Annotated in this window: 21 protein-coding genes, 1 tRNA gene and 1 pseudogene; 17 read left to right on the forward strand and 6 right to left on the reverse strand. The window is 58.1% G+C overall.

Annotation, left to right across the window (positions count from 1 at the left end; translation table 11 throughout):
* Nucleotides 1–80: 80 nt before the first annotated feature.
* The 10 genes and pseudogenes from IVB01_RS13870 (at nt 81) to IVB01_RS13915 (ending at nt 6,768) form a co-directional block, all read left to right on the forward strand.
* Nucleotides 81–155 (forward strand) — tRNA-Thr (locus tag IVB01_RS13870).
* A gap of 201 nt (nt 156–356) precedes the next feature.
* Complete coding sequence (locus tag IVB01_RS13875) at nt 357–1,412, forward strand: integrase arm-type DNA-binding domain-containing protein (RefSeq protein ID WP_247450170.1); 1,056 nt, start codon at nt 357–359, stop codon at nt 1,410–1,412.
* Nucleotides 1,413–1,454: 42 nt separating this feature from the next.
* On the forward strand, nt 1,455–1,724 hold the full coding sequence (locus IVB01_RS13880; protein WP_247450172.1) for a hypothetical protein: 270 nt from the start codon (nt 1,455–1,457) through the stop codon (nt 1,722–1,724).
* A gap of 1 nt (nt 1,725) precedes the next feature.
* Nucleotides 1,726–2,376, forward strand: a complete 651-nt coding sequence (locus IVB01_RS13885) for a hypothetical protein (protein ID WP_247450174.1) — start codon at nt 1,726–1,728, stop codon at nt 2,374–2,376.
* Between the two features lie 78 nt (nt 2,377–2,454).
* Nucleotides 2,455–2,760: a hypothetical protein gene (locus tag IVB01_RS13890; protein ID WP_247450176.1), complete on the forward strand. Its 306-nt coding sequence runs from the start codon at nt 2,455–2,457 to the stop codon at nt 2,758–2,760.
* Between the two features lie 145 nt (nt 2,761–2,905).
* Complete coding sequence (locus IVB01_RS13895; protein WP_247450178.1) at nt 2,906–3,154, forward strand: hypothetical protein; 249 nt, start codon at nt 2,906–2,908, stop codon at nt 3,152–3,154.
* Between the two features lie 84 nt (nt 3,155–3,238).
* Nucleotides 3,239–3,472 (forward strand): DUF6074 family protein, encoded by a 234-nt coding sequence (locus IVB01_RS13900; protein ID WP_346659335.1) that lies wholly within the window; start codon nt 3,239–3,241, stop codon nt 3,470–3,472.
* Nucleotides 3,472–4,607, forward strand: a pseudogene (locus IVB01_RS13905) (AAA family ATPase). Before IVB01_RS13900 ends, IVB01_RS13905 begins: the two are co-directional and overlap by 1 nt.
* Nucleotides 4,608–5,438: 831 nt before the next feature.
* Complete coding sequence (locus IVB01_RS13910) at nt 5,439–5,744, forward strand: hypothetical protein (protein ID WP_247494598.1); 306 nt, start codon at nt 5,439–5,441, stop codon at nt 5,742–5,744.
* Between the two features lie 178 nt (nt 5,745–5,922).
* Nucleotides 5,923–6,768: a hypothetical protein gene (locus tag IVB01_RS13915; RefSeq protein ID WP_247494599.1), complete on the forward strand. Its 846-nt coding sequence runs from the start codon at nt 5,923–5,925 to the stop codon at nt 6,766–6,768.
* A 245-nt stretch (nt 6,769–7,013) separates the two neighbouring features.
* On the opposite strand, the gene IVB01_RS13920 is transcribed toward IVB01_RS13915, so the two are convergent.
* From IVB01_RS13920 to IVB01_RS13930, 3 genes are all read right to left on the reverse strand, one after another.
* Entirely contained in the window at nt 7,014–7,385 is a 372-nt protein-coding gene (locus tag IVB01_RS13920; RefSeq protein WP_247473314.1) for a nuclear transport factor 2 family protein, read from the reverse strand.
* Between the two features lie 306 nt (nt 7,386–7,691).
* Complete coding sequence (locus IVB01_RS13925; protein WP_247473316.1) at nt 7,692–10,586, reverse strand: TM0106 family RecB-like putative nuclease; 2,895 nt, start codon at nt 10,584–10,586, stop codon at nt 7,692–7,694.
* A gap of 260 nt (nt 10,587–10,846) precedes the next feature.
* Entirely contained in the window at nt 10,847–11,404 is a 558-nt protein-coding gene (locus tag IVB01_RS13930) for a cytochrome P460 family protein (RefSeq protein WP_247473341.1), read from the reverse strand.
* A gap of 407 nt (nt 11,405–11,811) precedes the next feature.
* Between IVB01_RS13930 and IVB01_RS13935 the strand changes: the two genes are divergently transcribed.
* From IVB01_RS13935 to IVB01_RS13945, 3 genes are read left to right on the forward strand one after another with little or no spacing between them, the layout of a single operon-like run.
* On the forward strand, nt 11,812–12,138 hold the full coding sequence (locus tag IVB01_RS13935) for a hypothetical protein (RefSeq protein ID WP_247494600.1): 327 nt from the start codon (nt 11,812–11,814) through the stop codon (nt 12,136–12,138).
* The gene (locus tag IVB01_RS13940; RefSeq protein WP_247473337.1) at nt 12,125–12,457 is read left to right on the forward strand and encodes a hypothetical protein; all 333 of its coding nucleotides are present in this window, start codon (nt 12,125–12,127) and stop codon (nt 12,455–12,457) included. Before IVB01_RS13935 ends, IVB01_RS13940 begins: the two co-directional genes overlap by 14 nt.
* 19 nt (nt 12,458–12,476) lie before the next feature.
* Nucleotides 12,477–13,097: an SAM-dependent methyltransferase gene (locus IVB01_RS13945; RefSeq protein WP_247473335.1), complete on the forward strand. Its 621-nt coding sequence runs from the start codon at nt 12,477–12,479 to the stop codon at nt 13,095–13,097.
* Between the two features lie 164 nt (nt 13,098–13,261).
* On the opposite strand, the gene IVB01_RS13950 is transcribed toward IVB01_RS13945, so the two are convergent.
* On the reverse strand, nt 13,262–13,780 hold the full coding sequence (locus tag IVB01_RS13950; RefSeq protein WP_247473334.1) for a hypothetical protein: 519 nt from the start codon (nt 13,778–13,780) through the stop codon (nt 13,262–13,264).
* A 526-nt stretch (nt 13,781–14,306) separates the two neighbouring features.
* Here IVB01_RS13950 and IVB01_RS13955 point away from each other — a divergent pair.
* The 4 genes from IVB01_RS13955 (at nt 14,307) to IVB01_RS13970 (ending at nt 17,171) form a co-directional block, all read left to right on the forward strand.
* Nucleotides 14,307–14,729, forward strand: a complete 423-nt coding sequence (locus IVB01_RS13955) for an ASCH domain-containing protein (RefSeq protein WP_247494601.1) — start codon at nt 14,307–14,309, stop codon at nt 14,727–14,729.
* Between the two features lie 248 nt (nt 14,730–14,977).
* Nucleotides 14,978–15,367, forward strand: coding sequence for a hypothetical protein (locus IVB01_RS13960; RefSeq protein WP_247473328.1), 390 nt, complete (start codon nt 14,978–14,980; stop codon nt 15,365–15,367).
* 106 nt (nt 15,368–15,473) lie between these two features.
* Entirely contained in the window at nt 15,474–15,779 is a 306-nt protein-coding gene (locus IVB01_RS13965; protein ID WP_247473326.1) for a hypothetical protein, read from the forward strand.
* Between the two features lie 366 nt (nt 15,780–16,145).
* Nucleotides 16,146–17,171 (forward strand): restriction endonuclease, encoded by a 1,026-nt coding sequence (locus IVB01_RS13970; protein WP_247494602.1) that lies wholly within the window; start codon nt 16,146–16,148, stop codon nt 17,169–17,171.
* A 187-nt stretch (nt 17,172–17,358) separates the two neighbouring features.
* On the opposite strand, the gene IVB01_RS13975 is transcribed toward IVB01_RS13970, so the two are convergent.
* Entirely contained in the window at nt 17,359–17,802 is a 444-nt protein-coding gene (locus IVB01_RS13975; RefSeq protein ID WP_247473322.1) for a hypothetical protein, read from the reverse strand.
* Nucleotides 17,803–17,906: 104 nt separating this feature from the next.
* Nucleotides 17,907–20,867, reverse strand: coding sequence for a DNA methyltransferase (locus IVB01_RS13980; protein ID WP_247494603.1), 2,961 nt, complete (start codon nt 20,865–20,867; stop codon nt 17,907–17,909).
* Nucleotides 20,868–20,901 lie beyond the last annotated feature (34 nt).

The following is a 20,901-nucleotide window of genomic DNA, read 5'->3' on the forward strand; positions in this document are numbered from 1 at the left end:
TTCCGGCCAAGTCTGATATTGCGCCGCGCACGGGTGGACGGCCCCGGCATCTGCCGGCCCCTGCCACTTCCTCAAGTGTCGCCGGCTTAGCTCAGCGGTAGAGCAGCGGTTTTGTAAACCGAAGGTCGGGGGTTCAATCCCCTCAGCCGGCACCAATTGACTATTCATCCTCTTTCGCTAGTCTTCGTTTGAGCGGCGTAAGTCGCTGAAAGTTCGCATTTTTCCCTTCGCCTGCGTTCGTCTCCCTCCGCCAGCCTCCGCGATTTTTGTTGGTATCTCTGTTGGTATGTGTGGGGTTGGGGCAAAGGAGATACCAACAAACGTTCGGGAAACGCGAAAAATCGTGGGGGTGAGCGATGGCACTGACGGACGCAGCCTGTCGAGCTGCCAAAAAGGCCGAGAAGCCGTACAAGTTGAGCGATAGCGGCGGCCTCTATTTGCTGGTCGATACCGGCGGATCACGCCTTTGGCGGCATGCGTATCGCTTTGGCGGCAAACAAAAGACGATAGCGTTAGGCGTCTACCCGCACGTCAGCCTCGCGGCGGCGCGCGATGCGCGCGACGCCAACAAGCGCGTGTTAGCGGCGGGAATTGATCCATCTGAGAAGCGGAAGGCCGATAAGCAGGCCGCAGCCGTAGCGCATCTGACGACCTTTGACCGGATCGCTGACGATTGGCTCGACGATCAGCGCAGCCTTACCGGCGGACTGGACGCGCCCAAAGACCAGCGCAAGAAGTCTCCGGAGACAATCGAAAAATTGGATTGGTTATTGTCGCTGGTTAGGCCTCAGCTCGGCAAGCTGGATGCGCGCACCTTAACCACTGCGCAGATTGTTGACGCGCTCGATCGCATAGGCGCGCGCGGTCAACGTGACACAGCTCACCGCTGCCGCGCGACGGTCAGCCGCGTGCTTGCCCGAGCAGCCAGGCGCGGCGCTATTCCGGTCAACCCGCTGGGCGATACCAGAAACGCTGACATTACGATTAGGGGTGCCAAAGCCGTGCGGCACCACGCCAGCGTCACAGATGCCCGTGACGGTGATCGCGACGGGGATGCGGCGCGGCGGTTCGGCAAGCTCCTCCGCGACGTGCGCGGCTATCATGGCGCTTCGCAAACCCGCCTCGCGCTCGAATTGCTCGCGCTGACGGGGCTGCGGCCGGGCGAACTGAGGCGACTGCGCTGGTCTTGGATCGACGCTGACGGCGCCGAGCCGGTCGTCACGTTGCCGCCCTCGCTCATGAAGATGCGCAAGAGCCACACGGTTTACCTCAGCCGGCAGGCAGTGGCGTTCCTGCAAGAGCTTCGGCAACTCACCGGGTGGACGGCGGAAAGCGCCGAGCGCGTGGCCGCCGGCGCTGATTTCCTGTTCCCATGCCAGCAACCGCGCCGCACCGTCGGGAAGGACGGGTAGCCGGTGAAGCGATCACGGTACCGGCCGCTATCGGAGAGCGCGATGAATTCGGCGCTGCGACGGCTCGGGTATGCAAACAGCGACCACGTGGGTCACGGCTTCCGCAGCGCGTTCTCGACGTTGGCGAACGAAGCCCATGCCGCGCGAGCCGATGTCATTGAGACCGCGTTGAACCATATGGACGAGGATGCTGTGCGCGGCACGTACAACGATGCGGCGTACCACGAGCAGCGGCGTCGACTATCGCAATGGTGGGCCGACTATCTCGATGAGCTCCGCGGGTTCGGTCGCGTGGTGCAGTTGAGAGCCTAAAATGGCAGAGATTGCAGAACCATCACGCGATGCAGAGCATGATCTCCGGCGTCGCACACAGATCCTGGTCGACGCGCTAAATCGTCGAGGCTTATGCGGCGCGACTTACGAGGAAGCGGATGAAAACCTTCGCAGCCACCTTGCAGGCCTGACAATGCTGGCCAGCAATCCACCAGCCTTCCTGATGTTTCAGGACCGTCAGTCCTTGGTACTACTCAAAGAACTGGGCGAGCTGGCGACCGCGCTCGATGACAAGCTGGAGGAGATCGATCGCTACAGCGTGGTCGACACTGGCGAGAAGATCAACCTGTGTGAATTCGTGCTTCCGCAGGACGATATCGAGCAGCTCCGATGCACCATGCAAACGCTCCGGCTCGCTCGACAGCGCGCGGAGGAGATAGGCCTGCGGGCCAAGCGCGGAAGGCAGACACTGCCGCTGTTCTACGAATTCGTGAGACGGCTCCACGACCTCTATGAGCAGAGAGCAGGCCGAAAAGGGTTCACCGAAGTGTCAGGCACAGGCGCAAAAGGCGACTTCGTTGAGTTCGTGCTCGATGCGCAAAAAATGTTGCCCACATCGCTTCAATGCGATCGCAAGACCATCGGCAGCCGAGTGATTTCCGCCTTCGCCGGTACAAATCTCGAAAGATAATTATTTGTACCGGGCCTGACTGCCGTTCGCTCTCCTTGTAGTTCCGATCTCGTAACCACAACGAACGTGGACGGGCCAATGCGGAAGAAAGCGAAAAACGGAGATCCGGCGCAAGATGCGCCGATCGAACAGCAAGCCGAGCCGGATCACGATCTGGACCTGAGCTACGAGGACTTCGTCAAGGCGCATGGTCTCGCTCCACTTAACGATATTAAGACCGCATGCCGCGTCGCGAACGTCGGTTTAACCCGCTTCTATGAGCTGGTGGATGCCGGCGTTTTCGTGCTGGTGCCGAACGGTAGCCGGCGAAACGTCACGGCGAAGAACCTGCACAAACATTATCAGAAGCTGATTGCAGCCGTACAACGCGAGCCCGCTGCCTGATGCTCCTTGCAGCCGCGCCGAGGCAGTCTCCGGCGCCGGCGCAGCCGCCGCCGGCCGGAAGTACGCCGCGCGGCACAGCGCCGCCCCAGGGTGTTCACGGCCTGGGGCGGCGCCTTCTCTCTCCCATCGATCGAGGACAGAAGAAATGACCGAACGGCTCATCAGCCCGTATCGCCGCGCCGGCAAGTTGCTCGGCCTCGTGCGCGAACTTTCATCGTTTTGCGAGCAACACCAGCACCGCGACTTGGCCGGCGGTATGAGCTTCGACGAGCTGTTCGAAGTCGAGCGCCAGCTCACCGACGCTCTGCGATGGGTACAGCAGCTCGGGGCGCGCGGCGTGCCGAAAGCACGCGCGGCCGAGCAGCTCATCACCATAGAGGATGAGGTCTTTTGACATGGGTGACGTGATCAAGTTTCCCCTCGTGTTGCGCTCCGGCGACGAGCCGGCTCCAACGGAGACAGCTGTGGTGCTTTTTCCATTGGTCGACGTCGACATTTGGTCGAGCGACACGCGCGCGCCATGCGCGCGATGTCCGGTCATGAGGCGGAAGAATATCTCACCCGCGAGCTAGAAAAGCTCTGTGACGATCTCCGAGCGATGGGTGTCGACTGTCCGGATTGCGAAACCGTCGCGATCTTCGAGCTCTCCGATGCGATCGGAAAAGAGCTGCATGGTCCCGACTTCCGCCTCCAGATCGATGGGAGCTTCTGATGACGGTGCCAACACAGATCCGGGGAGCCGTCCGCAGTGTGACAAGAAACTCCGATAGTCACGCGGCAGGGCTCTCGGTCCAATGGTTGGGTGATCCCAGCTCGGCTCCGCGAAAAGAATGGGTTATTCGCGGGGTCCTCGGCGCTGGAGAAGTGATGGTGATCCACGCCGACACGAAGGTGGGTAAGACACAACTGGCGACGCACATCAGTTTCGCCGTAGCCACCGGTGGCGAGATATTTGGCCGCCCTGTTGCCAGGGCCGCTGTACTCTATGGAGCCTTGAGAAGGCTCCTGTGACAAAGAAACGCTTCCGAGCCCTGCAGCGAATACATGAGAACGTCGAGCCGCCAATCGCGGTATGCAGCGGCCCGATCAACCTCGCAAACGCTGAAGATGCGAAGAAGATCATCGATACCGCGAAGGAAATGTCCTCGACCCTCCCCGTGAAGCTGATCGTTGTGGACACCCTGAACCGTGCCTCTGGAGGCGTCGACGAGAATGCCGCGGGCCCGATGGGGCTCATCTTCAACCAGCTCAGTCGCATTGCCGAAGAGGTGGGAGCCGGCGTCATCGTTCTGCATCACAACACCCAAGGGAAGACAAAGATGCGCGGCAGCTCGGCCGTGCCGGCGAGTGCGGACGTCTTGATGTCCCTGGAGAAGCGGTCAGATGACATTCGCGAAGCGAAAATCACGGCAGCGAACGACATTCCGGAGGGGCAATCGTTTCGCTTTCGGTTAAGACAGGTCGAGATCACTCCTCGAACCGCAGATGCGGACGCCGAACATACGGTGGTGATGGATGCAATCGGCAGTGATCAAAAAGGTGACGCGGTGGCTTCACAGGCAGTCCTGAACCGAGCTGCGGAGCTGCTCCAGCTTTTCGATCGGCTCAACGAAGCTGGTCGGTTCGGTCGGGCGGCGCTCTTAAGCGCCGCCCGCGACCACCAGATAGTGTCCGAGGGAAAGTCCGGGTCCGAACAGTTGCGCGTCACGTTGAAGGAGCTGAAGCGACAGGGACGTCTCGACTATTCTCATCAGGACATCTGGTCACTCCAAACCGGTCCCATGTCCAATGTCCCAATCTCCTCCTTAAAGGAGGGAGATTTTGGACCAATGGATTTGGACCAATGACATCGATTTTGGAGCATTTTTGGACCTCATTGGACCGATTGGACCACAGAACTCCAAAAGCATGTTCATCCTCAAAGGCCGGCGCGCTCAAGCGCGTCCGGCCGTCCTCTGGAACCCGCCCCTGCCGCACCTCCATTGCCCATCACAGGCAGCACGCTAAGCAGATAGATAGAATACGCACGCGCGCGCGAGCGCGGGGCGCTGGCGGGCTGGTTCGGCTTTGGGTGGCGGAGCCGCGGGCGGGACGGAGTGCCACCAATGCCTCTCGCATCAGCGGCATCGCCCCTCCTACGCCACTCGCTGGTGGCGGTGCACCGCGTGCCCAGTGGTTAGACACCACGACCGGTGAACCCGCACCAGCGCCGCTGTCAGCCGCGCTGCGCCCGCGAACGCCGCGGAAAAAGGACAAGTATCTTTCAGCCAGGCAGATGGTCGCGAGCGCGATGCGCGCGGAAAACCCGCGTATCTGGAATTTCAAAATTCCCACTTTCGTTTTGTACCCGGTAGCTCGGCAATGATAGCTTGCCGCAGCAATCTCGGTACCGCCTCCCGCTCGAACCGACGCCTGCGGTCGAGGATCCTTGCTGTCCTCACTGAGCATGGCGGTTTGACCGCCGTTGAGCTCGCTTGCAGCGTTTATGGGCCGCGTCCTGCCCTGCGCCGGGGTTGGCATCAGACGGTCCCGGCGCCGCGATTGTGGGCCACCAGGCGCGTCTTGCGGACGCTCATTAAGAGCGGCCGGATCGCGATCATTGGCCGGTACCGCCGGCGCAAGCTATTCGCCCTAGCTGGCCGGCCGGCATTCCCCCAGCTTAATCTGGGGCCAATGACATGAGCCTCAGTGAGGAGGTCTTTATCGGCAAGCTCGAGGCTGTGCTCGAATTGGCGCGTACCCAGGGACGCGCCCCGGAGGGCGCGCTCCACGAGATCGGACTGAAGGAAGCCGCGTTCATCGCTGACGTCTCTGAGAGCCAGATGCGCCGGCTGTGTCAGGCGAACATTCACGGCGCACAGCCCGGTGGCTTCGGTCGAAAGGAATTGGGAAGCGATCGCTGGCGCGTCGTCACTCTACCGTTTTTGAAGATATTGCCCCTCCGTGCCCTCGAACGCTTTCGAGAACCTGCGCCGAAGCGGTAGCGCGGCAAGGCTTCGCGCATGGATGCGCGACGACCTCCTTGCCGCGAGACGCGAAAATCTGATCAGCTATCGCTTGGAGCAGTGTCAGACATCGAAGCAGTGATTAACGCTCGCCGACTGACCTACCGTTGGGCAGTCGAGTGCTTTTCACGTTCAACCACAACACTAGGAGACCCGCATGCTCGATACTATAACCGACTGTCGCGCACGTCTCGAGCGCGCGCGCTCCGAGCTAATTGAGAACGAGAGAGGTCTTGCGGCGCTCGTCGAGGCTAAGGCGGACGCCAGCAAGGCTGGTCGCGAGGCTTTCGCTAGTTGGAAGGACGAATTCGATTGGCGGGCTACGGAGAAAGAGCGGCTGACGATCCTCGTTGAGACGCTTGAGCGAGAAATAGCCGAGGACCGGGGCGCCGAAGCCAAGATCGCGTTCCGCGAGCGTTACAACCGCCGCCGGGCCGCGAACGAAGAACTAGCTCAGCGGATTTCCAGCGAGCTTGCAGAAATCAATGCCAAGGCGATCGCGCTGTTTAGGGACCTGGCGGCCGCGGCGATCGAGGACGCGGAACTCAATGCGGCCCTGCCGGCTGATGTTGAACCGCTGATTGGAGCGAACGTGCTAGCGCGCGCTCGCCCCGGCCAAGAGCGCGAAGTGATCAGCACAGAGCAAGTATGGCTGTGGACGCGAGCAGACAACGGTGCAGTGATCGGGGATCCGGACGGCGTCGAAGATCTCGGCAAAGGCCGCGGGATCATTCGTCGTATGGCGCCGCTTCCGTCCATCCATTGTCGCAAGATGCTCTTTGAGCAGATTTCCTTCCATCCCGCCGAAGCGACGCAGCGGCCCAATGCATTCTGGCAAGTGAGATTGCTCGATGCCGAGGGACCTGGGATCAAATTCGATGGGACCGAGTTCAGTCATCCGCGCGAGGTGCTGGCGGCGCTCGATGGTGCCGTCCAGGCGAGCGGACCGCGCCCGCGACCTGTTGAAACGGAAATCCGACCGGCTTTCCTTGCGAAGCCGTAAACCGGTCGGCGAGGTCTGCTTTGGCTCTTGTAGCTGGCACCGCGGCTAGACCAACGACCGACCGAGCTGGGCCTGTTTCACAAGCGTTGGCCCGCTTCTCCTCTGACATCCGACGTGGCCTCGCTCAATACAGACGGCAGCTCAGGGCCAAGACCGGCCCCAGTGCCACACATTTGCTCACTGCCAAAACGCGAAAAATCCAGGTCGAGCAAATCCGAGACTACCGCTAAGCATGACCCTCGCCGTCATCTTTCGATGAAGCCACCCTTCGGAGCCTTGTGAGGTATATCCCATCCCCAGTAGACTTCCACCCGAACGATCTTGTCTCCGCGAGCGGTAGTTACCTCACAATTGCGGAACCTGTGGCCTCCTCCAGCAGATCCCTCGTAGACGATGACCGCTCGGTTTCCATCCTCGGTCGCGATGACTTCATCGAAAGAATTGATTTTTTCGCTGTTGGGCCAGCAGCGGCGCAGATAAGTCGCACGATCCAGCTCATTGTCGACTGGACTTGAGAAGTGATAATCGTCCGCAAGAAGCGCTTCGATCACTTTCCGATCCTTGTTGACGTATGCCTTTAACCTGGCGCGTGCCAGATCGAGCGTGCTTTTCGTCATGCGATTTTTCCTTTTGAGGTCAAGGAACGAGATCCTCGAACTAGACGAAGGGCCTCCCCAGCTGGCCTATGCGATGACAGACGCGACGTCAGATGGCTTGAGCGTCAACAACCTTGGGTAAAACTCGTTCCGGCTCACGCTGCGCTGGCTGGCCAGAAGTTGCTGGTGTGGAATTTCGAAGCTTCTGTTGAATGCCCGCTCGGGGTCATTTCGCGTCGGTTCAGCTCGGCTCGCGCGAGGTCCGGTCTACCTTTAGGTTCGGACGTGATGGCGCGCCGCCGAACCGACGCGAAGGGCCAAGAGCAGTCAAACAGCTTCCAAAGTCGCGTCCGTCCGCGCTGTCGTTGACCGGCGAAGTGAAAGCATCGAAGGCGGTAGATGGCCCTTTGGGTAAGTCTCAACGCGCGGCTTGCGTCGGCGACGACGTTTGCCCGCTGTGAACGCATCAATATCGCGTTCTTGCGACAACAGAAATTTCAGGAAACTCACGTTTTTGAGGCGGCAGGTTTGATACAGGCTCAGCAGTACCAAATACTCGGTCAGGCCGGCTTCTTTCACGCTTCGTCGGACATTCTCCCGGTAGTCGCTGACGCGCTTGATAGCATTTTCGGCCAAGTTGTTGTTCCACGAGACTCCATCATGCTGCAGGAAAGTGAACAGGCGCTGGCGATTTCGGAGCAGTCGTTCCTGCAAGCTTTTAGAGGCGTTGGATTCGTAAATCCTCTCTGCAAGTGTATCGAAAAATCCATCCACTGACTTTGCGTGAGGTCTCAGATGACGCCGCTTGAGACCGTGCTCATCGATCGAGGAGACGATTGAGCGCAACAATGCGCCGAAAGGCTCTGTAATGGATTGAAGCTCCTGGTCGAACGGATTGTCGAGAATAGCCCGGTTCATGTCGCGCATCAGATGAATTAGGCAACGCTGATGCATACAGGGAAGTGAATCGTAAACCGAATAGAAGTCAGAAACCAGGACTCCTTTAAAGTTCTTGAGCATTGGCCGCAAGAAATCCCCCTCGCGCGACGGTCGGAAGATGTAGATTGTGGCTGAGGTGCTGGCGAACACCCAGACATACCCGCTGCCGTCCTTCAGCTTGATCTCGGTTTCGTCGATGTGCAGCACCGGCCCTGAGATCAATTGGGCAAGAAGCATGTTGTAGGTCTTACGATACTTTTGGACGAGCAGATACCGGAAGTCACTGAACTCCCAGAAGTTCACACGGATGCCGAAGGTCTCATAGAACAGCGCGGCCAGGGACCTGACCCCGAGCCTATGGGTGATGTGCTGGTACGCAAACCAGCTCATTAAGCCATGAAAGTACCGCATTAGGCGGTCGTAGCGCTCGGGCGCGAAGGATTTTCCGCAACCCTCGCAACGATAGGCAACAGTCCTGAACTCTACGACCTTCCGACGGATCGCGCCCGGCGTGATGACGAGATCTATGGCCCGCTTGCGCCTCCTTTGTAGGCCCTTCGGCCGCTGCTTCGGGTCGAGTGGCACGATTCGCTTGCTGCTGCAGACGGGGCAGCGGGTCGCCGTGATTTCCATCCGGTGGGTAACCCGTAGGTCCCGATTTTGCCCGCGCCGGGGATCCCCATTGCGGTTCCGCTTCCGCCGGGCAGGTTTCGCTCGCACGAATACGTGGCGTTGCTGGTAGTCGAAATAAGCCCGCTTATTCACGAAGTCGAAGTCGGCATGTACGAATTTGGACCAAGTGACCGTGCGTGCCAGCTTGTCGAGCTGCGCCACGGATGCCACGCGTGGCGCTTCGTCGGGTCGGTTATTGGAGTTGAAATTCGGCGCCTCATTTAGAAAGACGCAAACTTTGCGCAGCGCTTCGCAATCTTCGAGATTGTATTGGATCAGCCTCGCCTTCCACGATGCGTCACCAGTCTTTTCCCAGCTCTTGCGCCAAACGACACTGGCGACGCCCGACGCGTCAGGTTCGGACCAGCGACAGCCGAGGCAGCCTCCCACCTCTTTGAGGCCATTTGAGTAGGTAGGAAAGTAGAAGTGCGGATAGATGATCGTGAGGACGTTGGTGAGTGCGGACAAAATTGAGTCGATCCGTTTCTTGCGCCGGGCCCGGCGTCGCATACGCGTGATGACGGTTCGTTCGTAGTTGCCGTAAGAGTAGAGGCAAGGAGCCTCGTATTGCGCTACGACGTCAAGAAATCGCGCGAAAATGTCATATTCCCCTTTCTCGTTATCAGCCCAGAATGAATAGCGCTCGACGCGTTCGCCTTCGCAAACAAGGAGTCCGATCAGGTATATGAATCCGTTTTCGAGATCACCTTCCATATCAATGTAGATACGCACTGTCGCGGTCGGAAGTGTAGGTGCGCCCAGCACGTAGATTGTCTGGTCGCGAATGGCGAGTGCATGCAATGCATGGTCCCGTCGAGTGAGTGGGGTGTCGGGGCGTTTGCCGCTCCGCCGGGGCCGAAAAGTGTGCGCGAGCTGGGTTAGTGTTAAAATGCCTCTGCGAGCGTATCTTTTGATCGTCTTTTCCCCGATACCGCGCAGAAGGCTCAGATTGTCTTCCCGGATGGCTTGTTCACGGCAACGATCGCGGAACGCGCAGATACGGCAGTGATCATTCAACAGTAGCTTCGGCGGGGTTTCGCTGCACTGCAGGCGCTCGGCATCTCGGAGGATATTTTCCGCCCTCGTGAGGGTCGATCCGAACCGAATGCTTGTCCTCACGCTGTCTCGCCCAAGATAAACGGATCCTCCACTGGGAAGTGATCCCTGAATCCTCCCCAGAAGAACGGCGCGTGTGGCGAGTTGCCGGCGATCGGGAGCGCGAACCCGAGGCGCCGCGCAAAACAGCACCGGCTCATACCGAAATCCTCCGAGTGCCGAAGGACCACCAATCTTATGGACCGCATCGAAGTGAACAGAATAGCGATCGTCCTCAAGACAAGCACCGAGGATAAATGCATCGCCCTTGCGAAGATCGGACAGCGACAGCTTAAGGTCGATCGTAACCTCGGTTTCGCCGTAGTCGCGCCGAATCTTTTCGATTGTCTTGGGCTGCTGGGCGGACCGCTGCTCGATCAGCAGCTTCTCGTACTCCGACAGGTTGCCTTGCTCACCTATCAGTTGAAAATACGCCTTCAACCGGCAGTGCTGCAGCGAGTCGATTACGTCGTCGGTGATCCTGGAGCACATCGTGTACGCTCCTTTGTTGATCATCCAAGAGGGATGCTCTTAAGGTGGCTTACCATCAAATTTAGCCAAAATAGGCGTGACCGTCACCGCAACTGTAAGACCTACTAACCCGTCCGCTTCCGCTTCGGGTCAAAGGCTCCCCTCGGCAGCCAGCATGCCTTTGGTCGGGTCATCTCTCGGAAGCGGACATCGCCGCGCTCTGGGATGAGGTCAGCCACGGGCCAGATGCGGACGTCCACCATTGTTCGGCACAGTCGTTACGACCGTCCGTCAACCACCGATACTCACCTCTTTCCGTACTCCGTGAATACGTAGTCGCGGTTCTGCACCACCGTGTGGCACGCTAACCCGCACTTCGCGTCGTTTTCCTGCGGCGGATTGTCCGCTGCAGTGGCGGGCTTAAACGTATCGGACGCCGCGTCATAGTTGAACTCGGCCCATCCCCATCCGCCGCTGTCCGCGAACCTCTTGCTGTCCTTCACCATGAAGCCAGCGTCTGTCTGGGCACCTGGCACCGTTGGCTGACCGGGATACGTCTCTTGAATTTTCGGGTTCCAATGAATTTTCGCCATCTTGGCGCCGTCTGGGAAAGGCTTGCCATTGCCGGGCACGCCTTCCTTAAAAGCGGCGATTATTACCGGATTTCCCACGATCACCGCGATCTTGCCTCCGCTCTGACTTATCGCGATCACTGGCCAGTTCTCGTATCCGCTAAACTCAGAGAACCCGAGTCCATTCGGTACTTGCACAGTGTATTTGTCCTGCGCGGAAATTGCGACACCAGCCGCCAAAACGGCGATCGATACCGAAATACTGAGACTGATCAGCGTGCTTTTTTTCATTGTCGCATCTCCTAACCCCGTTGTTGGAAATTGCGTCGTCGCATTGTTTTCTCCGAGGCTTAGGGCTGCGCTGCCCGTTGCTCACGAAGAACATGATTACAGCATGGATTTGCGGGTTGCGAAATGGGGTCCGATGCCATGGTGCATGGCAGTTTCTCTGACCTTGTCGACGATGCCCGCTGTGGGTCAAAATGCGAAGAACTCAGAGTAAGCAAATCTAGTCCGCTCCGCACCACGCAGCGAACCTCAATGAGAGGTGTCGCCACTTCGGAATGTAACCGTAGCGTACAGCTATCGAGCGGCCACTGGCGCAGAGGAGAGTCGTTAACCATTTCTTCATCGATCGCGAGCCGATGCTCGTTGCTAATGTAAGGTTGTGGGCCTTTCAGAACCTACGGCCGATTTTCATGAGCTTTCTTGATCGCGTGAAGCCGATCGTCGACCAGACGATCACCACATTGGCGTCCGCCTGCTTTGAAACCGATCCCATTGCGGGCGAAAAGTATTCGCGTCAGACCAGCATCATCAGCTCGGCTTACAAGCGCCACGGCACAATCCTGGAACGCGCGATGTTGGAAAGCCTCCGCGAGAGCAATCGCCATAAAGTTTGGCGAGAAGACAGCTTCCGCGTATCACGCGCAGCCGACCAGATTATCGGCCAACAAGCGGACGCGGCCCTATTGCCTTATGGTGAAAGCCTCCGCACTCTGTCAAATAGACATGATGGTGTTTGACAGTGCAGACCAGACCCTTCGTGCATACGAGGTCAAGAGGGGTTTTGGAAAGTTCGACGCGGGTAAGATTCGATCAATTAGGCGGGACCTGGCCGTCACCCAAATGCTGCTGAAGAGCTATGGGGAAACATTCAATCTCAACGCCGAGAAGGCGGAGGCGCGAATTGTCTTCTACTATGGGCGTCGCTCCATCCCGAAGCCGTATTCGTTGACGGGCCCCGAGCTTAACGATCACTTCGGCTTTCCGGTCTACGATCTCGTGGAAGAAGCCAATGTCTATTTCAAACAGCAACTGTATGATCTGCTAGACCGAATCTAGCCGAGGGATGGGGAACGGGATGCAGAACCGATCGCACGCCGTAATGGCGCAGCGTACCGAGGCGGCGGACAGCCGCGACGATTTTCCGACACCTCCCTGGGCTACGCGCGGCTTTATGAAGCACGTCCTGGCTCAGTTTGGTCCTTTCAAGAACCAAAGCTGCCTTGAACCGGCGTGCGGCGCCGGTCACATGGCCAAGGTGCTCAAGGAAGAATTCGGCGAGGTGCGCGCTTCCGACGCTTACAAGTACGGCTATGGGACAGTGAGGAATTATCTCGACGTCCCTTACGAGGCGAACGCCGTCGATTGGGTGATCACGAACCCGCCGTTCAGGTTGGCGGAGGACTTCGTTCACCGCTCGCTCGTTGTTGCCAGACAGGGCGTCGCCGTCCTAGTTCGGACCGTCTTCATTGAGAGCGTCGGCCGGTACCGCAATTTGTTCGAGAAGACGCCCCCGGCAATCTGCGCTCAATACACGGAGCGCGTTCCGATGGTTAAGGGGCGACTGGACCGCAAGGCGTCAACGGCGACAGGATACGCTTGGCTCGTTTGGAAGAAATCAGGCTCGCGATCGACGCGACTTGCTTGGATACCGCCCAGTCGAAAGGCCTTTGAGCGGGATAGCGACTACAGTTCTTGACGATGCTGCCCCCTTGGCACCGACACTAAAACGTCTAAGCGGGCGCGGGTGCACATCGGACGAGATCCTCGCAGAGCGCTACGCTACCTGAAGGTCGCCGACGTCGGCTCCCCAGGATGCCGCATCGCTTTTGCGGATGACCCTAGGCCTTCGACTGGCCACCTCTAAGGCTGATGGGCCTTTCTTTCGATCATAAGTCGGTCGGTTGATTTGGTGCGCTTGTGCCGCCTGGCTGATGCGTTGAGACGGCCCGTACGTGCATCTGATCGAAACTGCTTCGATCGTTTGATCCGCAAGGATGCCACGGAATGCGTTTGGTTTGGGTCGCCTCTTTGCAAGCGCTGCTCCGAATGGTCCAAATTTCGACTTTCCGACAAAGACGCGGGTTGTTCCGGAAGGCTGTGTGCTTGCGGGACGTCGTGTGGTGCCACCATGAGAAGAAGATAAGCGCCTGCGACCAGCCCGTAGACGACGTTGTGAATAGGAACGCCATACAACAACGCCGTAATGGCCGCAGGGGCCGCAAATGCAATGGTCGCAACGGCCACGATCATCATGTGTTCCATGGTCTTCAAGTTTGAGTTGGGCCCGATGCCCTGTGTCATCTTCACAGCGACGCTGCCGTACTCTCGTCTCTTCTCTGATATGCTCGAGGTTCGGCCGCCTGAACGGATGCGGATCATGTGCAAAAGCTTGTTCTAATCGCCTGTAAGATCGCGTGAATTCGCGTAGCAAACGGACAAAATGCGCATCTGACGTTCGCCGCTCCTGTCATCCAGCCGCGCTATTCTGCCCGATTATGGGTCTTGTAGATCTGTGGATAGAACGGCGGCTGGCCTGCTCCCAGAAGTGCTGCACCGGAAATTCAACGAAAAAGTCTTCATTGCCGAGCGGAAAAAAGAAGCCCAGACGCCTGACGCTCCCAATTGCAGTCGGTCCGTCCGCTGTACTGTTGTCGACAACTATTAGCGGCATCCGCGCGTCCCAGTACTCGATTTGAGTGAAATACCGACTACCTGCGCGGCCGGATCATCTCGCGAGCGCTTCGGGAAAGCTCAAAAGCGGTGTAGCGAGCGCGGAGCGCGCGCTCCCAGCTCCTCAGTAAAGCGAGTAAGCAGTGACGAGCACGCTGCACAGTTGCGGATATTCCTGTTGGAAGGATGGTTTTTCCGTTGGCTTCGCGAGGTCAGTCGATAGTCTACTCTTGCAATGAAGATCATCAGCATCCGACAGCCCTGGGCGTCGTTAATCGTCGTGGGTGGCCAGAACGTCCAGACCGGGGCTATCGAGCTCAAGGACGTCGAAAATCGCAGCTGGGGCACCACCTATCGCGGTCCGGTTCTGATCCATGCTAGCCTGCGTCCGGATGCGATCCGGCCGGACGAGATCGAGAGGCGCTTCGGCGTGCGTCTCGCGTGCGAGCAGCAGCTCGGTGGCGTCATCGGCATGGTCGATATCGTTGAATGCGTCCGGCCACACCCGAGCCCCTGGTACGCGCCAGAGCACTTCGCATTCATTCTCGCCAACCCCCGGCCGCTCCCGTTCATCCGGTGGAAGGGCGCGCTGTCGCTGCGCGCCGCACCAGCCGAGCTGCTCGCGCTCGTTGACGAGCAGATCAAGCAAGCAACGTAATCTCCGCTTCGCCGCCGCGGCAGCGGCCCTCGATCAAAATCGCCCTTAGCACAAAACGTAGCGTGCTCGACTACGTTTCGTAGAGTGCTGGCTCGCGACTGAGATCAAAGGCTCTTTTCGGCTTTCACTACGATTTCACTACAGATTGTAGAATTCCGATCCTTGCAACTCTACGCTTGGCAACTACAGGCAGCGCCGTCACGCTTATCTCGTGATCAACAGCGCACCAGCACGAGAGGAGAAACGATATGCAAGAGAACTGTCCGGTGCTTACCCTCGCTCAAAAGTATGAGTTGCTCGCGAAGCAGTGGTTCGACCTCGACCGTGGCCGCTGCTCCACCCGGCAAGACAAAATCCAGGACAAGCTAGTCCACTTGGCGCTCTGCGCCGATCATCTTCGACCGCAAAGCATCACAGGAGTGAGATTTCAAATCGAGTGCGCTCTGTCCGAGATGGACGTTGTTGTTCGAGGCGGCGATGCACCTCAAATCCGACTGGCGTCAGAGCGGCGCGTGATGAAGCTGCTCCGGCAAGTGCTTATCTTCCTAGATGAGCGTAGCGCCGATCTCCCGAACGCGTGGAAGTTTGTCGTTCCCGCCGGCAACGGACCGCTGAAACGGAAGTACGGTTCGGAATAAAGGCACATGCAAAAAGGAGATCAAGCAAACCAGGAGCGGCGGCGTTGAGCCGCCGCTCCTCATCGATGACAACCCGCGCATGAGAGCGAGCGACTGCCAAGCCAGATTGAAGCGAGCGAAAGAGCTCGCGCGGCTGGCGTTCGATGTGCTGAGGTTCGAGCAGCTCGTCGGCAACATAACCGTCGAAGGCGAGCAGAAGCAGCTTCGCGAATTTGCGCAGCGAGGGCTGTCCGGTTCGCTCCTCGTCCCATTTAGACCGACGCGGCTCGATGAGTTTTCGCGACTACAAGTCAGGCATCTCGGCCGCAGGGTCCTCGAAATTCGATGGTCGAAGGCGGGCGACGTCAAGCTGATCGCCTACGAGCCCGGCCAGTGGGAAGAACTGCTCGAGCAGGTCGCGAACGTGTTCTGACGGTTCGGTGACATTGGTGTGATAACGACCGGACGTGTCTGGGGATCGAGCAGCCAGACCCGGCATTGGTTTGCGCCAGCCACACCCTGACATTCTGCCCCCAATCATCTCCATTTCGTCGAGCCAACATCTCGACTGTTTGGACCGCTCCGCACAGCACCCGCCTCGTGCCAATGTTCAGAAAAAGGAGCACACAGCCCATCTTGTTAACGATTATGTCCGCCTTTGCTACTAATGGTAGCCGGGCGGATGACGTGTCGACAGTTTGCCCTCGCTTCCGACGGGCAAGGAAGGTCCCCACCCGACCGGGTTTGCTCAATCGCGTTGGACACCTTCCAATGCGAGTGCGTTGTATCGGAGCTGACGATGAAACGGCTATGGCTCGTACGCCTTGGTAGGCACGGAGAGCAGGAAGCTCATGCGCTCAACGCCAATGAACTGCTGCTCGGCTTCAAGACGGGGGATCTGGGCCAAGCAACAGACCGGGACGCGGTTTTTGAAAGTTTGAAGCGCGCATTCCCCGATAGCAAGGCAAACGCGCTCCGCAATTTCGCTGCTCAGCTCAATCAGTTTTGCAACACCATGAAGACGGGCGATCTTGTAATCGTGCCGTTCAAAACCAAACGCGAAATTGCTGTTGGGGAAATCGTGGGCCCTTACGTGGACAAATCCGGCCAGCCTGCGCGCGCCGTGAAGTGGTTGAAGGAAGGTCTGCCACGGTCCATTTTCCGGCAGGATCTTCTCTACAGCTTCGGGGCGGCAATGACCGTTTGCGAGATCAGCCGCAACGATGCGCTGAACCGCGTGGAAGCCACGCTAAGAGCCGGAAAGGATCCTGGATTTGAGGGAGCTGCTCTGCCGATTAGATCTGTTCCAGCTGGCGAGAGTAGCGACACAGAAGTCGAAGATGTTGACCTCGCGGAAATTGGTCGCGATCAAATCGAGAAATATATCGCCAGTCACTTCGCAGGACACGACCTGACCAGGTTGGTGGCGGAAATTCTGAAGGCGCAGGGTTACCTAGCGAGCGTATCGCCTCCGGGGCCGGACCGGGGCATAGACATTGTCGCCGGTCGTGGCCCACTCGGTTTCGATCCGCCTCGAATTATCGTCCAAGTGAAATCAGGCACAGCTGATCAGCCGACGCTTCAAGCCCTCATCGGATCAATTCAAGATACGCAAGCAGATTACGGGTTGCTGGTCTGCTGGTCCGGCTTCACTTCAGCGGTGGAAGCTCGAAAAAGCCAGCTCTATTTCCGCGTTCGTCTGTGGGGACGCGCTGAAATCATTGAGGCTCTCTTAGAAGTGTACGATCGGCTTCCTGAAGAGCTGAGAGCAGAGCTGCCGCTGCGTCAAGTGTGGGCGCTCGTTCCGGAGGAAGATCAGGAGTAGAGCCGCGGACTTCCGGCCGACCTACTGATCCAGGTACGCTTGTGTGGTGGCTGGCGCAGTCACTAAGCCAAACTTTTCATGCCCTCGGCGCGAGGAAAACACACGAGCGGCAGTCATTTACGGTCCATTCACATTGGGATTGGTCCGAGATTTCTGGTGCCGTCGATCCAAACCGGCAGCTCTAGCCTCACCTTTTTCGGTGAGGCGTCGTAACGTCGATGACTACGCCGCCTCCATCTCGGGTGAACGCCTGACATTCAACAGTTGCGCCTGAAAACGTGGCGCTCGCTTGTTCGTCCGGATCCTTCAGCGCGCTTCTATAACATCGACGGGCCGCAAGCTCCAATTGCTTCAGATCAGCGCCTGTGACTGCACTGCCCGCCTTCGCGACTAGACTAAACCACTCTTTGGAAGGAAAGCCGTTCGTGTCCCAGTTCAGTGAGACATAGGTCACGAATTTGGGGTCACAGATCAGAACCATGTCTGGCCCTTTGAAGAAGACGCTGCCGCCGGAAGGCGAGAAGTGATCGAATTTCGTATTTGTCCGCTCGATGATGCGCGCGGTTATCTCCTTGCATTCTGGCCTGTCGGCTGAGCGTTCGCCAGCCTGACCGGTCGAAGTATCGAACATCAAGAGCGTCGCCGCAAACGACGCAATACGTACTAATGGACGCATTCTTAGACGTTAGCCTCCAGCAAATTCTTCGAGGAGGCAGAACGAAAACACGTTTACGATCATTCGACTGACAACTCCTGAACCACGGCAAACTGCTCAGTAGGCTCTCCTTCAGCTAGGTTCATTTCAAGCAGGCGCGCCAGGATCTCTTCATCCGAGGCTTCAACCGGTAAACCATACGCCGCGGCTACGGCTCGATTGAGGTCATCGTGCGCATTTGCAAGCCAAGCGGGCATCTCGTTGTAAAGATCAGTCAGCGTCCGCCTTCTTAGCGTATCTGAGGCGGCTTCGTTTATCGGAATGATGCGGTCGGGAAAGCCGGGAGCAACCTCCGGCGCGATCCTGACTAGGTCGGGCGGGTTTAGCCATCTTGCTCGAAGTTCGTTCAACCGGGCGGCCGCCTCTATGATCGCCGGAGCAAAAGGGCTCTCCGTCTGAGCTTCCACGGAGAGATCGGGCGTTAGGCCGGCCGGAAATGGAAACGTCTCAAACGTGACGCCGATGTTGTATCGGCGCTGATTGCCCTGCCCTAGGCGGTTGCCCTGTGCGGTCGCCCACACCTCGTGAATTCGCGAAGACAAAATTCCGAAGATCAAATCGTCATCGCGGGTGATCGCAAACAGGCTCCCTTGAATGCGCACTGTGTTGGGTACGAAGGCAAAGATACGGTGTTCAGAACTCTCCGGGGTTACCAGAAAGCGCCGTTTGCCGGTCAGCGCGCGTCGCATTTCGGGTCGAGGACGTTGAAATTCCCAATACCGACTTTTGAGACGTTCTTCGTCACTTCTACACTTTTTAGGATCGCTTCTAAATGGCACGACCCTATTCTGGATAATCGCGAAGGGCGCTTCGTACAGAGCGGCCTCTCGTTCTGTGAAGCTGGTGCCAAAGTCTACGCACCACCTGTCGCTATCGCGCCCGACGATATCGTCGATATCGTATAATCTAGCGACCACGTCTGAGTTTGACCGCCCATTCGGATTGGTCGGGAGTGCCAGCAAGCTTCTGGCCTCCGCACCGTCAAAGTCAAACGGACCGGTTAGCTTCACTCCCTGAAATGCCACGCCGCGGTTTGCCTGCAACTTGAGCGCACGCGTGACATCGATCCCGGAACTTAAGTCAGGATTGATGTTTGCCACGGGCGCGCCGTTCAGCATCAACGCGGGGCGAAGTCGTTCGTTAGTTTCGGGCGAAGCCGCACATACAATGCTTACCCGAACAGCGGCGCCATCAACGACCCACGGTTCGTTCGTCCAAGCATCAAAGATCATGCGACCTCGAACTGAGAGCAAATCCAAAGGCCGCCTGCTTGCGCCTTTGGCAATCGACTTCGTCGCGACTAGACCAAACGATTGAATTCTATCGTTCAACAGCAGTTCGGTTGCTTTTTGAACCCAATAGACCACCAAATCGGCACGGCCGGCGACGCGACCTTGATAGGCCAAGCGCAATCGATCGGTGTAGTCGTCGCCAAGAATGAGTTTGTGTTGCCGGTCCCCGAGAAACGGGGGGTTGCCCACAATAACATTCGCATCAGGCCAAACTGCCTCAGTGCCATCGGCATTAAGAACTGCGTCGCGGCATTCTATGTTGTGAAGCGGCTTCAGTATGGGCCGATCGGAAACACCGAACCCATTACGTCGCATCCATTGCAGCTCGCCAATCCAAACGGAAACTCTTGCCAGTTCAGCGGCGTAGGGGTTGATTTCAATGCCGAGAACTGCTTCTGGCCCAACTGCGGGCGCCCGCCTAGTAAGTCCGAGCAATTCGGCCTCAATGTTCGCGCGATGCTCCACGTCCTTAAGGGTTAGGAGAGCGAGATAGAGAAAGTTTCCCGATCCACAGGCCGGATCAAGGACCCGGAAACTTCGAAGCCGCTCCAAGAACTCTGTGAACAGACGGACCGCAGACCTTCTTGCGGCCTCCTCGGCACGACGGGCTGAGGCAAATACCTTTCTGGCCTCCGATTGCTTGCTTGGCGTTCTCTGCTGCGCTTCCGCTACATCGGCCATTGCCTTGGATATTTGTGTTTTGGTGCTCTCCCACTCCTTTAACCATGGCTGCGTTATGACCGGCTCAACGATCCTCACGATCTTCTCGCGGTCGGTGTAGTGTGCACCAAGCTGGGACCGTTTACCGGGATCGAGACCGCGTTCGAACAAGGTTCCTAGGATCGAGGGGTCGATTTCCGCCCAATCCAATCGAGCTGCGGCTAGCGCGATTTCCAAGTCCTCGGCGTCGAGGGGCAGCGCGGTATCATCATTGAATAGTCCGCCGTTGAACCAGGCGACCTGCTCGAACCCAACGCGGCCGCCGGATTGCATGGCTTTGAACAAATCGCTCGCAAGTTCTCGAAATTGCTCTGGCGCAGTAGCCGAATGCTCAAGCATGCGCTTGAACATCTTGTTCGGCAGAAGATCGACGTCTTCAGCGAACATACAGAACACCAGCCGGTTTACGAAGTGGGCAACAGTCTCCGCATCATGACCTCGATCGCGAAGCCGTTGCGCGAGTTTCGCGAACTCCGCGGCCGCTTCCTCAGTGAGCGCCTGTCGCGTCTTTCCGGGCCGCAGTCGCTCCGGATCAGTGAATACCCACTTCAATTGCTCGCGGACCTTCGCATCGCGAAGGTCCTCAAGCTTGAAATCGTATTTCTTGGAGACGCTGTTGGTCCAATTCGTGTGGATACGAAATTGGTCCATGTCGGACACGACCAAGAGCGGTGGGTTTTCCAAAGCGAGCGCGTACTGTTGGAGCTGCGCAAAGGCGGCGTTTAGGTCCTTGCGCTTGCCCTTATACTCCCAGCCAAAATGACCTTGCTTCCAGACGTCGGCCCAGCCTTCGCCGCCGGTCGTTTTCGTTGCGCCCTTCTCGAAGGCGTACCACTCACCCTTTGGGTCGGCGTCGCTTGGCGCCGGCTCGTCGATAAGGCGGCACAAATCGATGAAGTGAGACTGTGCGGCGGCACGCTCAGTGAGTTCGGCGTTTCGCCACTTCGTTATGAATTGGTCCGGTGTCAATAACTTCCCCCCAACGCCCATCTTATCCCGCTAC

This window comes from Bradyrhizobium sp. 164, from assembly GCF_023073715.1.
GTDB lineage: Bacteria > Pseudomonadota > Alphaproteobacteria > Rhizobiales > Xanthobacteraceae > Bradyrhizobium.